The following is a 15,386-nucleotide window of genomic DNA, read 5'->3' on the forward strand; positions in this document are numbered from 1 at the left end:
TACACCTCTGCCAATCGGCTGCGGAGCTGTAGGACTTGACCTGATAATCAGGTAGGAAATTTCGCCGCGGTATGTAGGAAGGCTCTTCCGGTCCTCGTTTAGAGCCTGAACCGCCCCACCAACCCCTGCAGGTGGGTGCCCAGCCGCGCCAGCTCCACGCTGGAGCTGGCCGTCTCTTCACTGGCTGCTGAGGTCTGGTCGGAAATGTCCCGCACATTCATCACGCTGCGGTTGATCTCTTCGGCCACGGCCGTCTGTTCTTCAGCAGCCGTGGCAATCTGCTGGTTCATCGCCTGGATCGACGACACGGTACGGGTGATGGTTTCCAGCGAACTGCCGGCGCGGCGGGTCAGCTCGACGCTGCTGTCGGTCAGCTGGCGGCTGTTGTCCATCACAGTGGCCACCCGTTGGGTGCCACTTTGCAGGCCGGCAATCAGTTCTTCGATCTCTTCGGTCGACTGCTGGGTGCGCTGGGCCAGGCTGCGCACTTCGTCGGCCACCACGGCAAAGCCACGCCCGGCCTCGCCGGCACGGGCGGCTTCGATTGCCGCGTTCAGGGCCAACAGGTTGGTTTGCTGGGCCACCGACTTGATCACGTCGAGCACACTGCCGATCTTGTCACTCTCGGCCTTGAGCTGGTTCATCGCTTCGCTGGAATTGACCACTTCGCCCGCCAGGCGCTCGATCTGCGCCACGGCCTCGCCCACCACCCGGTCACCTTCGCGGGCTTGCTGGTCGGCCATCAGGGCGGCTTCCGAGGCCTGCTCGGCGTTGCGCGCCACTTCATGCACAGTGGCGGTCATCTGGTTCATGGCGGTCGCCACTTGATCCGTCTCGACCTTCTGGTTGTTGACCCCGGCGCTGGTTTGCTCGGTGACGGCAGAGAGCTGTTCGGCGGCGCTGGCGATCTGCGTTACGCCGTCGCCAATGCCGCCGATCAACTCGCGCAGGCCTTGGGTCATGCGCTGCATGCTGGCCTGCAACTGGCCCAGTTCGTCGCGGCGCTGTACGGGCAGGCTCTGGGTCAGGTCGCCATTGGCCACACGTTCGGCGGCGCGCAGGGTCTGGCGCAGCGGGATGATGATCTGCCGAGTAATGGCCCAGGCGGCCACCAGGCCGAAGGCGAGGGCCAGCACGGTGGCGAGCGCGAGCAGGGTTTTGGCCTGGGCTGCAGCGGCGTCGCGCACCTCGGTTTGAGACGTGGTCATCGCCTGGCTGGTCTGCAGCAGTACCGTGCCTTGTTCGGCCATGCGTTGCAGGGCTTGCTCGCTGGCGGTCTGGGCATTGCCGAACTGGATGACTGCATCGCGGTAGCCAGCCATGGCTGTGGCGGCATCGTCCAGGCTGGCGGCATGTTCGGCAGGCACCTTGGACGGCAGTGCACGCAGTTCGGCCAGCGCCTGGTCGATGGCCTTCAACGCCGTTTGCTGGAAGTCGGCGTTGCCGCTGTAGGTGTAGCCGCGCACCTGAAAACGTGCCTGCTGCAGCAGGGCGCTCACATCCACCGCATGCTGGTACTGGTTGATATCGCCACCTTGCTGCAGCCCTCGCTGCACGCGGCCGATCAGTTCCGCTGCCTTGTCGGCGCTGTCGCCGAGCAAGTCACGGCTGGCTTCGCGGCGCTGGCCGGCCTGCTTCAGCTCGTTGAATGCCTGCTGGTAGGTGCGCACGGCTTCGCGCTGCTGCTCCAGGCGTTGGCGATCGGCGGGGTGCTCGATCAGCCCGAGCATCAGCTGTACCTGGCGGTCGAGGTTGGCCAAGGCCTTTTCAAGCTCGGCCACTGAGGCATCGTCACGCCGGCGCTCGTAGTGCTGGCGAGCAATGCGCAGTTCCTGGGTGTACTGCTGGATGACCGAGATGTTCCCCAGCTTGTCGCCACGGTCGATGATGCTGTCCATGCCGTGCCAGCCGGTCAGGGTAATAGCCAGGGTCAACAGCAGCACCAGGCCGAAGCCCAGCCCAAGTTTGCGATTGACGCTCACATTGCCCAGCGATTGGGCTAACCATTGATACATGTACGACTCCCTGGCGACTTGGCAGTACAAATAGTTGTTGTATTGCCAAGGCATCGGCCTGGGAGAGGGAAACTTGATGGGCTAAAAAACGGCGTTTGCGTCAGAAAATACGCGAAAGCAGCGCTGTTACCGCAGTCTCGACCCGCAAGATGCGCTCACCCAGCTGCACCGGCGCCAGCCCGGCCTTGCCCAGCAGGTCGACCTCGTAGGGGATCCAGCCGCCTTCGGGGCCGATGGCCAGGGTAACGGCTTGCTCCACGGCACGGGGGCAGGCGGGGTAGGGGCCAGGGTGGCCGACCAGGCCCAGGGTGCCAGCAGCGATGGCGGGCAGGCGGTCTTCGACGAAGGGCTTGAAGCGTTTTTCAATGATGACTTCGGGCAGCACGGTGTCGCGCGCCTGTTCCAGGCCAAGGATCAGGTTTTCGCGAATGCTTTCGGGCTGAAGGAAGGGCGTTTGCCAGAAGCTTTTCTCGACCTTGTAGCTGTTCACCAGGATCAGGCGTGGCACGCCCAGGGTGGCCACGGTCTGGAACAGCCGACGTAGCATTTTCGGCCGCGGCACCGCCAGCACCAGGGTCAGCGGCAGCTTGGCCGGCGGCGGTTGGTCAAACGCAACTTCCAGCTCGGCTTCGTGCTTTTCCAGCCGCAGCACCGTGGCCTTGCCCATCAGGCCGCCGATACGGCCCACGCGCAGGTTGTCGCCCACCGCCACGCGGTGGATATCCTGCATGTGGGTGAAGCGCCGGTCAGCGAGAACGACGCGGTCGGCCGAAACGAAGTCGGCCTCTTCAAGAAGCAACAGGTTCACGGTTGGGTCGCAGGTGGCTGGTCGTTATGGTCGTCGGCAGTTTCGTCATGGGCGCTGCGTTTGCGGATCATGCTGCCGCACAGCACACCCACCTCGAACAGCAGCCACATGGGCACGGCCAGCAGGGTCTGGGAGAAGATATCCGGCGGGGTGAGCACCATGCCGACCACGAAGCAGCCGATGATCACGTAGGGGCGGATCTTCTTCAGGTACTTCACGTCGACCACGCCGATCCACACCAGCAGCACCACCGCTACCGGGATTTCGAAGGCCACGCCAAAGGCGAAGAACAGCGTCATCACGAAGTCGAGGTAGCTGGCGATGTCGGTCATCATCGACACACCTTCCGGCGTGGCGCTGGCGAAGAAGCCGAAGATCAGCGGGAACACCAGGAAATAGGCGAACGCCATGCCGGCATAGAACAGGAAGATGCTCGACACCAGCAACGGAATGGCGATGCGCTTTTCATGGCGGTACAGCCCGGGTGCGATAAAGCCCCAGATCTGCTGCAGGATGAACGGGATCGCCAGGAACAGCGACACGATCATGGTCAGCTTGAACGGCGTGAGGAACGGCGAGGCCACGTCGGTGGCGATCATCGTCGCATTGGCCGGCAAGTGCTCGCGCAGCGGCGCCGAGACCAGTGTGTAGATCTGCTGGGCGAAGGAGAACAGCCCGGCAAAGATCAGGAAAATGACGGCAACGCACCGCAGCAGGCGGGTGCGCAGTTCGGTCAGGTGCGAAACCAGCGGCATCGGCTGGTCGTGTTCCGGGATCTCGCTCATGGGGCTCGCGGCGGTTGAGGCGGTTCAGAAGGCGTGGCCGGGGCGGCAGGCGGCTCGACCGGCCTGGCTTCCAGCCCGGCAGGTGGCTGCACGCTGGCCGTGGTCACCGGCGGCTGTGCAGGTGGCGTCAGCGGGTTGAGGATGCGCTTGGCTTCCTCTTCCATCTGCAGGATGTGCTCGTTGTGCAGCTGGCGGCGGATGTCGTCGGCGCCGATTTCGCGCTCCACTTCCATCTTGATGCTGTTGAAGCTGCGCTTGAGCCGGCCGATCCACAGGCCTGCCGTGCGCGCGGCACCCGGCAGGCGCTCGGGGCCGAGCACCAGCAGAGCGACCAGGCCGACGAGCAGCAGCTCGCTGAAACTGATGCCGAACATGGGTCAGTCTTTCCGCTGTGGCTCTTGGACCGGCTGGGCCTGGCCTTCGATGGTGTGGCCTTGCTGCGGCTGCGCGGTGCTCTGCTGGTGAGGCGCCTGCACCGGTGGCACCGGTTGGGCAGGCGGCGGGGTTTGCTCGGCCGGCTTGTTCTCTTCGTCGTTCATGGCTTTGCGGAAGCCCTTGATCGACTCGCCCAGGTCGCTGCCGAAGTTTTTCAGCTTTTTGGTGCCGAACACCAGGACCACGACGACCAGCAGGACGATCCAGTGTTTCCAGTCAAAAATACCCATGGTGCTCTCCTAGAATGCGTTGTGCTCAAGCCGAAGGCTGTCGCGCGGCCTTTTCATCGTGCCCGGACAGCCCGAAACGGCGCTCCAGCTCATCGAGCACGGCTTGTGGATGCTGTCCCAGCGCGCTGAGCATCACCAGGCTATGAAACCACAGGTCGGCGGTTTCGTAGATGACATCGCTGTAATCCTTGCTCACGGCAGCATCTTTGGCCGCGATGATGGTCTCGACCGATTCTTCGCCGAGCTTTTCGAGGATCTTGTTCAGGCCCTTGTGGTACAGGCTGGCCACGTAGGAGCTGTCAGGCGCTGCTTGCTTGCGTTCTTCAAGCACTTCGGCCAGGCGGTTGAGGGTGTCGCTCATGTCAGTGTCCTGCGCTGTAGATGGCATCCGGGTCCTTCAGGACCGGGTCGACGATTTTCCACTGGCCGTCTTCGTACACACGGTAGAAGCAGCTTTCACGGCCGGTATGGCAGGCGATATGACCCAGTTGCTCGACCATCAGGATGATCACGTCGGCGTCGCAGTCCAGGCGCAGCTCATGCAGCTTTTGCACATGCCCGGATTCCTCACCCTTGCGCCACAGCTTGCCACGCGAACGCGACCAGTAGATGGCGCGTTGCTCGGCGGCGGTAAGTGCCAGCGATTCGCGGTTCATCCAGGCCATCATCAGCACGCGTCCGGTCTTGTGGTCCTGGGCGATTGCCGGTACCAGGCCATCGCTGTTCCACTTGATCTCGTCCAGCCAGTCTTTCATCGTCGACTCCAAAACGGGCCCGCTCCTGTACCGGGCCCTTTGCGCTAGTGTGCCAGCCACGGGCGCGGCTGGCTATTGGCGTACGATCAGGTAAAGGCCTGCGGCCAGCATCAGCCAGGCCGGCCACGCAGCCGGGGCGGCCAGGCTGGCGGTTTCGGCGGCGCCAGCGGCCAGCACCGCACCACCACCGAGCAGGCCGGCGCCCAGCAGGCGCAGTGCCCAGCGGTCGCCCTGGCGGCGCCGTTCCGGCAGTTGCGGGTCGTGCAGGTGCGGCTGTGACAGGCGTTCTAGCAGGTCGCGGGCCATGTCGGCCAGGTGTGGCAGTTGCTCGACCTGGCTGTGGATGTTGCCGAACATCGCCTTGGGGCTGTAGCGGTCGCGCATCCAGCGTTCCAGGTACGGCTTGGCGGTGCTCCACAGGTCCAGGTCGGGGTACAGCTGGCGGCCCAGGCCTTCGATGTTGAGCAGGGTCTTTTGCAGCAGCACCAACTGCGGCTGCACTTCCATGTTGAAGCGCCGCGCGGTCTGGAACAGGCGCATCAGCACCTGACCGAAGGAAATATCCTTTAACGGTTTTTCGAAGATCGGTTCGCACACGGTGCGGATCGCCGCTTCGAATTCGTTGACCTTGGTGTGTGCCGGTACCCAGCCCGAGTCGATATGCAGCTGGGCGACACGGCGGTAGTCACGTTTGAAGAAGGCAATCAGGTTGCGCGCCAGGTAGTCCTGGTCCTCGGCGGTGAGGCTGCCGACAATGCCGCAGTCGATAGCGATGTACTGCGGGCTCCACGGTTTTACGGTGCTGACGAAAATGTTGCCGGGGTGCATGTCGGCATGGAAAAAGCTGTCGCGGAACACCTGGGTGAAGAACACTTCCACGCCACGCTCGGCCAGCAGTTTCATGTCGGTGCGCTGGTCGGCCAGGGTGGCCATGTCGGTCACCGGCACGCCGTAGATGCGCTCCATCACCAGCACCTTGGGGCGGCACAGGTCCCAGTACACCTGGGGCACGTACATCAGCTCGGAGCCTTCGAAGTTGCGCCGCAGCTGGCTGGCGTTGGCCGCTTCGCGCAGCAGGTCGAGCTCGTCGTAAATGGTTTTTTCGTAGTCGCCGACGATTTCCACCGGGTGCAGGCGGCGGGCATCGGCCGAGGCGCGTTCGGCGGCCTTGGCGATCAGGAACAGCCAGGCCAGGTCCTGGGCAATGACCGGCTTCAGGCCCGGGCGCACGACCTTGACCACCACTTCTTCGCCGGTCTTGAGACGTGCAGCATGTACCTGGGCCACCGAGGCCGAGGCCAGAGGCTCCACGTCGAAGCGGCTGAACAGCTGCGCCACCGGGGCGCCCAGCTGTGCCTCGATCAAGGCCACGGCCTGCTTGGGGTCGAACGGCGGTACACGGTCCTGCAACAGCATCAGCTCATCGGCGATGTCGTTGGGCAGCAGGTCGCGACGGGTGGACAGCAACTGGCCGAACTTGATGAAGATCGGCCCCAGGTCCTGCAGTGCCAGGCGCAGGCGCGCCCCACGGCTCAGCTCGGACGGCTTGCGTGGCAGCCAGCGCCACGGCATCAGCAGGCGCAGGCTCATCAGCCACCAGGGCAGCGGCAGGTCGAACAGCAGGTCATCGAGACGGTAGCGGATCACCACACGCTGGATGCGAAAAAGACGGCGGACGGCGAGCAGCTTCATGCGTTATCGCTGGTATCAAGGGATCGGGAGAGGCGCTTGAGGCGCGCCTCGAGGCGTTCTGTGTCGAGCTTCAGGGCATCGAGTTCGCTGAAGGCGGCTTCGGCTTCGCGTTTGCCCACCAGGGTGCGGGACTCTTCAGCCAGGTACTCGGACAGGTTCTGGCTGAAGCGCGCCAGGCCCTGGCGGGTCCAGCGTGCACGCAGGCGGATATGGCCTGCCAGCATGGCCGTGGCGACCGGGCCAAGCCAGCGTTGCAGCTCGTGCTCCCAGTCCAGCTCAAGGTCTTGCAGCACGCCGAACAGGTCCAGCAGTACGGCGCTGTCGCCATGCAGCTCCACCTGCGGGCTGTGCAGCACGGCGGTCTTGTCTTTGGCCAGGGCCAGTTGCGCCAGGCTGCCAGCCGGGGCGCGCAGGCTACAGTCGACTTCGCCCTGCCAGTGCGCGGCCAGCATCAGGCCTTCTCCATCGGGCAGGATGAAGACCTGCAGGGCCGGTTGGCGGCAGTCGATCTCGATGACCTTGCCATCCAGCGAGGCCAGGCGCGGCAGGGCCGTGCTGTCCATGCGCAGGATGCGGTTCAGGCCATGTTCGACGCTGGCGAGCAGCCCGGCCAGCAGCATCAGGGCTTGATCCCCCGGTGTACGGCAACGATGCCGCTGGTCATGTTGTGGTAGGTGACGCGGTCGAAACCGGCCTCGACCATCATGCTCTTCAGGGTTTCCTGGTCCGGGTGCATGCGGATCGATTCGGCCAGGTAACGGTAGCTTTCCGAGTCGTTGGTGATCAGCTTGCCGGCCAGTGGCATGAAGGCGAACGAGTAGGCGTCGTAGGCCTTGGACATCAGCTTGTTGGTCGGCTTGGAGAACTCCAGGATCAACAGGCGGCCGCCGGGTTTGAGCACGCGCAGCATCGAACGGATGGCTTCGTCCTTGTGGGTGACATTGCGCAGGCCGAAGGCGATGGTCACGCAATCGAAGTGGTTGTCCGGGAACGGCAGCTTTTCAGCGTCGGCCTGGACGAACTCGATGTTGCCGGCCACGCCACGGTCGAGCAGGCGGTCACGGCCGACCTTGAGCATCGAATCGTTGATGTCGGCCAACACCACCTGGCCGGTCGGACCTACAAGGCGCGAGAACTTGGCGGCCAGGTCGCCGGTACCACCGGCGATATCCAGCACGCGGTTGCCGCTGCGCACGCCCGACAGCTCGATGGTAAAGCGCTTCCACAGGCGGTGCATGCCGCCGGACAGCACGTCGTTCATCAGGTCGTACTTGGCGGCCACCGAGTGGAACACTTCGGCGACTTTCTTCGCCTTCTGGCTTTCAGGGACGTCCTGGTAGCCGAAATGGGTGGTGGGTTCGGCGTGTTCGCCTTTGCGCTGGTCGTTCATATCGCTTCACCGGAAAAAATTACCGCCATTCTAGGGCGAACGGGCGGATTTGTCTTGGCGGGGTGTGCCAGTGGGCAGGGGCGGGCATAATGCCGATTATGTCTACATCTTCAGGAACACCCGCATGACCCAGATCAGCGTCGAACGCAAACACTCCCTCGGCCGCGATGCCGCCCGCGCCAAGGCCGAAGCCCTGGTCGACAAGCTCAGCCGCGAATACGACCTCAAGGCCACCTGGAACGGTGACCGGGTCGATGTGGCGCGCAGCGGCGCCAACGGTAGCGTGCACATTGGCGAGGACAGCATCCGTGTGGAGCTGAAGCTGGGCATGATGCTGTCGATGATGAGCGGCACCATCAAAGGTGAAATAGAGCGGGCGCTGGACAAGGCACTGGCCTGACGCCCGCTGCGCTCAGTTGTCGGGGAACGGGACAAGGTCCTCGATCTGCTCCAGGCGCAGGTCACCCCGATAGATCTGATAGCGCTCCGAGGGCGCCAGAACCCGTTGTAACCGCTCGTCGCGGCTCATGGCGTCCGGGAACTTCAAATGCCCTTTGGCAAACCGCCGGGCATTGGCAGTGGCGCTGGTGTCATGAAAATGAGCTTCCCAGAGCTTGGCTCTGGGCTGCAGCCGATAAATGTCATACACATCCAGAAAATCGTTGGCCTTGAGCCTCTTGCGGCTTCTGGTCAGCCTGACCTCGACTTCGCCGGCCTCTATCAGGAAACGCAACGCTTTGCTGTCCGGGTGCTGGGTGTCCAGGTAAGCCGTGGTCAACAAGCGCTTTTTTTCTGCTTGTACCTCGGTTATTGCCTGTTCCAGCCTGGCGGCCAGTGAATGCCCTTGATCCGGGCCGGTACGCAAAGTAGCAGCGATGTCCGCCATGTCCTGAATATAGAAGTCGAGTTGGTCCGCCAGACTGTTGGGACCTTCCAGGTGGCGGGCAGCGTAAGCGACCCTGGCGGTTTTCTGGGCCAGCAGGTCGTTACCGGTGCGGCGAAGGCGAGCGTAGTCCGTTACCGTCGCAACTTGCGCCACGGCCTCCCAGTGATCTGCTTGTTGCTGATAGCGCGCAACGGTGTGTTCGGTCAGCGGGTCGATCTGCACGGCTTCGCTGTTTTCATCAGCCTGCTCGACAACCAGGGATCTGCCCCGGTTGGTGCGGATCACCTTGCGTCTGACGGGGCGCACCCTGTGCGTCACAGGCTTTTCGGGCACTGCAGCCTGCGTGTCGGCCGCAGCAGAGATCACGCCCAGGTCATTCTCGGTCAGGTTTATCAGTGCTTGCAGTTCAGCGATGTATTCATTGAGCTTGCCGCTGTCCACTGCCGGCAGGTTGCGCGAAAGCAGATACTCGGCATTGCCCAGTGACAGCTTGTATTCGCTCAGTGCGCTCTCCAGCGGCTCTTTCTGCTCCTCTGGCTTCAGGCCGGCTGCAGCCAGGCTGTCATGGCTCAGCAGCGCTTCATGCAGATGTTTGCTGCGCAGGGTTTTCTGTGAGAGCAGGGTGCTTTCGAAGTTCTCAGCGGTTAGCCGGTCTCTGTTCACGACCAACTGATAAAGGTCGCTGAGGATCTGGGCTCGGACAATCAGCGTCGAATAGCGCCGGTTGTTGATAATGGCATCAAGCTTCTTGCGCTTGCCAGAGAACTGGATCTGCCCATCTGTCAGCGCTTCGCTGAGGTTTTGGTCGAGGCGTTGGCTGACGTTGAAGAGGCGTCTATGGGTTGCCAGTGCTGCCTCGACGTTCTTGCTGTAATCCAGGTACAGCTGGGCCTGCTCGTGGCCAAAAGGCAGCTGTACGAGCCGGCGCGATTGGTCTTTGAGTGCCCCATAGTCATTCATTTCGAGCAGGCGTCGGAACTGCTGCACGTCGGCGGCGAGCAACTGCTCCCACCACTGCCCACGGGCATAGGAGGCAGTTGCGTTTGGGTCGAGCCTGGCGTATTTCGGGTCACTCATGCTGGCGAAAAGCTGCGCTTGATCCCTTATCAGAGTGGCCTGTTTTTCGTAGGTAAGGGCCAGCACATCAAAGATCGCACGCGCCTCGTTGCGCAGTGCCTGTAGTGCCTGTCGTCGTATCTGCAGTTCCTCTGGCAGGTCGCCAAGGTCTACGCCGGGGTTGGCATCCAGGGATTGCTGGAATGCCAGGTGTGCCTCGTCATACGGTTTTACCCGTTCCAGATAGCCATTGAGGAACGTTTCCATGCTGGTGAGTTTTTTGTCATTTGCCGCGCGGCTTTCCAGCATTCTCGTGAAAGCTTGTTTCTTCTCATCAATCAGCACCTTGGTCGCTTTCGGCATCCCGCCCGGCAGGTGCAGGTCGAGCATCCATTCGCCGTTCCAGCGCGTCAGCCAAGGTCCACGGGCGCGTTCGCGGCCGACAATGTAGTAACCGTCAGGTTCTGCGCCCCACGTCTGTGACCATTCACTCTGGCTGACTTCCGGTCCGATGATGCGCATGCCGCTATAGGTCTCTTCGACCTCATAGGCAACATCCTGCAGTTTCACATAGTAGCGGTCGTCAACCTTGTACAGGCCTCGCATTCGGCCGTTGGCCACTGCATTTTGCCCGTTGAGGTTGGCCTTGGCGCGTAAGGTGTTGAGCGCCACACGGGCTTCACGCGGCAGGTTGCCGAGCCGCTGGTCGCGGCCCCATTGGCTGACGTTGAGCGCAGCAGGCCCGGGTTGCTCGGTGACAGGGACCCAGGCTGATTTCTCGGGCGGCTGCGTTACAGTTGGGCTGGAAACTCTGCGCGGTCCGGGCTGAATGGGCAGTTCCATCTCGGGGCTGGCGGTAGCGGGCCCATGGGCTAGCAACATGGCCAGGTTCAGCAGGAGGTCGGCACCGGCGAGCCACTTTTCGTCGTTGCTGCCTTGGGTCAATGTGACCAGGTCGTCCTTGATACTGAGCAAGGCTGTGACCAGCCAGGCCAGCAAACCTGCAGGCCCTCGCAGCAAGGGCGCCGCCGTATTGAACGCCAGCCATGCGAACTGCCTGACCAGGGCCCAGCGTTGCTGGGCGTTGGAGATGCTCTGCCATGAGGCCAGCAACACGAGCATGTCAGCCCTGGCTTCATACATCGAATTGTCCAGGTTGCCCGACCATGGAGTGAAGGCCAAGGTGACAGGCGCCCTCAAGCGCTCGATCGTGTCAGCGGTCATTGCCGATCCTGGCCCCACCAGATGCGCCAGTTCATTGAGACCGGCATGCAGATGCGGATGGGTAAAACCATGATTGGCATAAATAGGGCGGGCGTCGTCATCCAGCCAGGTGAGGATGTCCTGCTGCAGGGCTTGTTCGGTCCGGATGGCGGTCATCAATTGATTGCGGCTGTCGAACTGTCTGATGGCCTGCGTGGCATACATAGGCCGGTAGAGTATCCAGGCCCCGGTGGCGGACACCTCGATGACGAACATGGCATGCACCCGGTTTGCCTTTGGGCCACCCGGCACGCTGCTGAACGACAGAGGCCCCATCTTCAGCGATGTGCCCGAGTGGGCTTCACGGTGGCAAAAATCTGCGACGACCTGCCAGTTGCGTTCGCTCAGCTGCCCCGCGATCTTGGCGTGTAATGCGCTCAGCAGTAAGGCATTGCGCCATTCTTCGGCAAAGCGCTGGCGCCGTTTGTCGATGTCAGTGCTCGTCTGCAACTGGTCGTGGACAAACTGCGGATACTGGCCACCGACATCCACGGCAACGATCAGTGCGTTGACATAGTCAAGGTCCATCCAGCTGCTTGTCGGCTGTTGCCCGGCCAATTGAATAGCCGAGGCCACCTGGTCGCTACCCAATTGCAGGCGTGAGATGGCCAGCTCGGTCAGGCTGATGGTTTTCAGGTACTCAAGCTTTGCGGGCCCCACGGAGGACATCTGTACAACTTGTGAAATTGTGATCAGCACCTGGTCTGGGTTGCACGGTTGCTGGTTCGGGTGGTCATCGCGCATTTGCTCACGCAGGCGACGAACCGTGTATTGCTGCAGGGTTTCGATCCCGTCTAGGGAGGTTTCACCTTGCGCCAGCATTTGCCCTGCCGACAGCTTCAGCAGTGCCGTGTGGTACTGAAAACGGTCAGTCACGGTGGCGCTCTCGAGCCAGTCAGGCAGCGGGATCGCGGGTGTCGATTGCACGAGGTGGAAGCACGCCGGGAATATCGATGAGGGGTCACTCAGCGTGTTGAAGAGCGCTTCCAGATCGGCAACGTGTTCGATGGCGCCAAGCTGCACCCGGTCAATTTTTTGCAGCAGGCCGTTGAGCAATTGCCGAGCCTGATAGCTGAACGGGTCTTCGGTCAATGCCGTGCAGGCCCAGGACATCGTGTCGAACGTATGATGCTCTGAAAGCTCGTCGCGCAGGGCGGTGGTGAACGCAGTGATCCCGTTGAAGCCGCGCACGGTGCCTGAGGGCTTGCACCACAAGACCAGGTCGCGCGCATTTTGATTGCCGGTGATGAGCAGGTCCGGTATTACCTCGTGAACCGTGCTGCCTGGGCTGGCGAGTGAAACCTGCAACCCCTGCACGTTTGCCTCTGTGCCGGCTTGAGCGAGAATGGCGTACAGCAGGGCCTTCTGATCGCTGTCCAGGCCCTGGCGTTCAAGGGTGCCGAGCAGTGCGGCCTTGAGAACCTGCTGCATCCAACGCAGGCGGGTTACATCTGAATCACCGTCGCGGCTGTTCCAGAAACTGACCTGCGCCTGTTGAAAGGTCTCGGAAAGGGTTGCAAGCACATCGTCGTAGTCAGTGTTCAGGTCGGCCATGCGGATATCGATGGCCGGCGCAACATGCTGGGGACGAAAGATGGCGGGTGGGTTCAGGCTGAGTTGGTCCGTGGGCTTGAGCGCCATGGGTTGGCCGCTGAGGAAATGTTCGAGCAATGTATCCACCAGGTTGCCTGGCGGAGTCGGTGGTCCTTCATCCAGATCATGCAGGATGCTGAAACCGGTCAGGGATTGCAGCTGCGGGTGGTTCTTGCGGGTCCATGGGTAGCGTGCTGCGAGTGCGTCGAAACCAGCGCTGGCCACGACTTCGCGCAGGCCGGGGCGGCTGGCGAACTGCGTCGCTACCAGATGCTTGAAGGACACAGATGGCGAGGGCAGTGATTGGGGCATGGCATCAGGCTCCGGTCAAAGGGGAGCCGAATGCTGAAGCGTTAACCTGAAGCCGCTGCGGTAGATAAGTCAGCGCGGCCATCTTAGGGTGAAGATTCTAATTCCAGGCCCTACCTTATGCTCAAGCCCAACCTCCATGGGCGGTTCCTCCTCCACTCATGAGCATGAGGTACAGAGCATGGCCAAAGCGACTGTGAAGAAAAAGGACGATGCCCCGGGCACGCTGGGCGAGATGCGCGGCTACGCGCGCAAGATCTGGCTGGCTGGCATCGGCGCTTATGCGCGGGTGGGCCAGGAAGGCTCCGACTACTTTCAGGAGCTGGTCAAGGCCGGCGAAGGCGTCGAGAAGCGTGGCAAGAAACGCATCGACAAAGAGCTCGATGCTGCCAACAACCAGATCGACGAAGCGGCTGAAGAAGTCAGTCGCGTACGCGGCAAGGTAGAAGTTCAACTCGACAAGATCGAAAAAGCTTTCGACGCACGGGTAGGGCGCGCCTTGAATCGCCTGGGCATTCCGTCTAAACATGACGTTGAGGCGCTGTCGATCAAGCTTGAACAGTTGCACGAGCTGCTTGAGCGCGTCGCGCACAAACCATAAGGAGAGCAGGATGGCTGGCAAGAAGAACACCGAAAAAGAAGGCAGCTCCTGGGTCGGCGGGATCGAGAAATACTCCCGCAAGATCTGGCTGGCGGGGCTGGGTATCTATTCGAAGATCGACCAGGACGGCCCGAAGCTGTTCGACTCGCTGGTGAAGGATGGCGAGAAGGCCGAGAAGCAGGCGAAGAAAACCGCTGAAGACGTGGCCGAAACCGCCAAGTCCTCCACCACTTCGCGCGTGTCTGGCGTGAAGGACCGTGCATTGGGCAAATGGAGCGAACTCGAAGAGGCTTTTGACAAGCGCCTGAACAGCGCCATCTCGCGCCTGGGTGTGCCGAGCCGCAACGAGATCAAGGCCCTGCACCAGCAGGTGGACAGCTTGACCAAGCAGATCGAGAAGCTGACCGGTGCTTCGGTTACGCCGATTTCGTCGCGCACCGCTGCCGCCAAGCCGGCTGCGAGCAAGGCGGCGGCCAAGCCACTGGGCAAAGCGGCAGCTAAACCTGCGGCGAAAACGGCGGCGGCCAAACCGGCAGCTAAAACCGCAGCGGCAAAACCGGCTGCCAAGCCTGCGGCCAAGGTGGCGGCGGCCAAGCCAGCCGCCAAACCGGCAGCGGCCAAGCCTGCTGCGGCGAAGAAGCCTGCGGTGAAAAAAGCCCCGGCCAAACCGGCAGCCGCCAAGCCAGCAGCCCCAACGGCCAGCGCCGCCCCGGCCGCTACCGCAGCACCGGCACCTGTTGCAGCCCCGGCCAGCAGCACGCCGTCGGCACCAACGGGCACCGGTACCCTGATCTGATACCGCGTCGCCTGCTTCGCGGGCTTGCCCGCTCCCACAGGTTTATCGCAGAACCCTTGGTTTGTGCGATCCCTGTGAGAGCGGGCGAGCCCGCGAAGGGCTGCAAAGCAGCCCCAGTCAAACTGGAGTACTTACTTGGCTGGCATCATTGTTACCCCTCCAGATACCGCACCGCCAACTGCTCCGCTGCCGCTCGCGCCTGTGCCTGTAAATGCGGCGCAACCAGCATCATCACCTGATACACCACAATCCCCACATCCCCTTCGCGCCCCAGCACCCGCTGGTAATCCAGCGAGAACATCAGCGTCAGGGTGATCTGCTCCACCAACTGCCCCAACGCCTGGGTCTCACTCTCCACCAGCCCCTGGCCCTTGAGGCTGGCCAGCAACGCCGCCAGCGTACACTTGAGCGCGTTGATCAGGCTGCGCATGCCACGCGCCAGCTTGGGCAGGCGCCCGGTCAGGTTGGACAGGTCCTGAAACAGGAAGCGGTACTGGGCCATGTGCTCGACGATCAGGTGCAGGAACAGCCAGTAATCCTCGGCATCCAGGCGCACCTCCAGCGGCGGGTCGAGCAGGGGCATCAGCGCTTCTTCGAAGCGCTCGAACAGGCCCAGCACCAACGGCTCCTTGCCGTGGAAGTGGTAGTACAGGTTGCCGGGGCTAATGCCCAGCTCGTTGGCAATCTCCAACGTGGAAACGTTCGGTTCGCCCTGCTGGTTGAACAGTTGCAGGGCGCATTCGAGGATACGGTCGCGGGTCTTCATCCAGTC

At 62.4% G+C, this 15,386-nt stretch carries 15 protein-coding genes and 1 pseudogene; 3 read left to right on the forward strand and 13 right to left on the reverse strand.

From position 1 onward, the window contains the following. Positions 1-98: 98 nt before the first annotated feature. The 11 genes and pseudogenes from B9A31_RS27645 to ubiE all read right to left on the reverse strand — a co-directional run bounded on the left by B9A31_RS27645 (position 99) and on the right by ubiE (position 8,110). Positions 99-971: a methyl-accepting chemotaxis protein gene (locus tag B9A31_RS27645; RefSeq protein ID WP_371058789.1), complete on the reverse strand. Its 873-nt coding sequence runs from the start codon at positions 969-971 to the stop codon at positions 99-101. Beyond that, positions 954-2,069, reverse strand: a pseudogene (locus tag B9A31_RS27650) (methyl-accepting chemotaxis protein); the annotation flags it as partial. The gene B9A31_RS27645 and the pseudogene B9A31_RS27650, both read right to left, overlap by 18 nt. A gap of 46 nt (positions 2,070-2,115) precedes the next feature. Beyond that, entirely contained in the window at positions 2,116-2,823 is a 708-nt protein-coding gene (locus B9A31_RS02575) for a 16S rRNA (uracil(1498)-N(3))-methyltransferase (RefSeq protein WP_019098458.1), read from the reverse strand. Further along, complete coding sequence (tatC, locus tag B9A31_RS02580) at positions 2,820-3,608, reverse strand: twin-arginine translocase subunit TatC (protein WP_016712436.1); 789 nt, start codon at positions 3,606-3,608, stop codon at positions 2,820-2,822. The genes B9A31_RS02575 and tatC overlap by 4 nt, the downstream gene beginning before the upstream one ends. Further along, entirely contained in the window at positions 3,605-3,982 is a 378-nt protein-coding gene (gene tatB / locus B9A31_RS02585) for a Sec-independent protein translocase protein TatB (RefSeq protein WP_016712435.1), read from the reverse strand. The genes tatC and tatB overlap by 4 nt, the downstream gene beginning before the upstream one ends. Before the next feature lie 3 nt (positions 3,983-3,985). Beyond that, positions 3,986-4,273: a twin-arginine translocase TatA/TatE family subunit gene (locus tag B9A31_RS02590; protein ID WP_016712434.1), complete on the reverse strand. Its 288-nt coding sequence runs from the start codon at positions 4,271-4,273 to the stop codon at positions 3,986-3,988. Between the two features lie 25 nt (positions 4,274-4,298). Next, positions 4,299-4,634, reverse strand: a complete 336-nt coding sequence (locus B9A31_RS02595; RefSeq protein WP_013974545.1) for a phosphoribosyl-ATP diphosphatase — start codon at positions 4,632-4,634, stop codon at positions 4,299-4,301. A gap of 1 nt (position 4,635) precedes the next feature. Then, complete coding sequence (gene hisI / locus B9A31_RS02600) at positions 4,636-5,028, reverse strand: phosphoribosyl-AMP cyclohydrolase (protein WP_003249284.1); 393 nt, start codon at positions 5,026-5,028, stop codon at positions 4,636-4,638. Positions 5,029-5,100: 72 nt separating this feature from the next. Next, the gene (ubiB, locus tag B9A31_RS02605) at positions 5,101-6,720 is read right to left on the reverse strand and encodes a ubiquinone biosynthesis regulatory protein kinase UbiB (protein WP_025752338.1); all 1,620 of its coding nucleotides are present in this window, start codon (positions 6,718-6,720) and stop codon (positions 5,101-5,103) included. After that, positions 6,717-7,340, reverse strand: a complete 624-nt coding sequence (locus B9A31_RS02610; protein ID WP_019099357.1) for a ubiquinone biosynthesis accessory factor UbiJ — start codon at positions 7,338-7,340, stop codon at positions 6,717-6,719. Before B9A31_RS02610 ends, ubiB begins: the two co-directional genes overlap by 4 nt. Beyond that, a complete protein-coding gene (gene ubiE / locus B9A31_RS02615; protein ID WP_016712431.1) occupies positions 7,340-8,110 on the reverse strand; it encodes a bifunctional demethylmenaquinone methyltransferase/2-methoxy-6-polyprenyl-1,4-benzoquinol methylase UbiE in 771 nt (256 codons plus the stop codon). The genes B9A31_RS02610 and ubiE overlap by 1 nt, the downstream gene beginning before the upstream one ends. Before the next feature lie 124 nt (positions 8,111-8,234). On the opposite strand from ubiE, the gene B9A31_RS02620 reads away from it, so the two are divergent. Next, positions 8,235-8,510 (forward strand): polyhydroxyalkanoic acid system family protein, encoded by a 276-nt coding sequence (locus B9A31_RS02620; protein WP_016712430.1) that lies wholly within the window; start codon positions 8,235-8,237, stop codon positions 8,508-8,510. A gap of 12 nt (positions 8,511-8,522) precedes the next feature. Here the strand turns inward: B9A31_RS02620 and B9A31_RS02625 are convergent, their stop codons facing one another. After that, entirely contained in the window at positions 8,523-13,220 is a 4,698-nt protein-coding gene (locus tag B9A31_RS02625; protein WP_084296634.1) for a DUF6543 domain-containing protein, read from the reverse strand. 178 nt (positions 13,221-13,398) lie between these two features. Here B9A31_RS02625 and B9A31_RS02630 point away from each other — a divergent pair, with 178 nt between their 5' ends. Together B9A31_RS02630 and B9A31_RS02635 are read left to right on the forward strand one after the other, a co-directional pair. Further along, complete coding sequence (locus B9A31_RS02630) at positions 13,399-13,818, forward strand: phasin family protein (RefSeq protein WP_084296635.1); 420 nt, start codon at positions 13,399-13,401, stop codon at positions 13,816-13,818. A 10-nt stretch (positions 13,819-13,828) separates the two neighbouring features. Further along, positions 13,829-14,614 carry a phasin family protein gene (locus B9A31_RS02635; protein ID WP_025752344.1) on the forward strand — a complete coding sequence of 262 codons (786 nt, stop codon included), beginning with the start codon at positions 13,829-13,831 and terminating at the stop codon, positions 14,612-14,614. Between the two features lie 151 nt (positions 14,615-14,765). On the opposite strand, the gene B9A31_RS02640 is transcribed toward B9A31_RS02635, so the two are convergent. Continuing rightward, entirely contained in the window at positions 14,766-15,380 is a 615-nt protein-coding gene (locus tag B9A31_RS02640; protein ID WP_084296636.1) for a TetR/AcrR family transcriptional regulator, read from the reverse strand. Positions 15,381-15,386: the final 6 nt, after the last annotated feature.

Source organism: Pseudomonas sp. URIL14HWK12:I5 (genome assembly GCF_900176445.1).
In the GTDB taxonomy this organism is placed as follows: Bacteria; Pseudomonadota; Gammaproteobacteria; order Pseudomonadales; family Pseudomonadaceae; genus Aquipseudomonas; species Aquipseudomonas monteilii.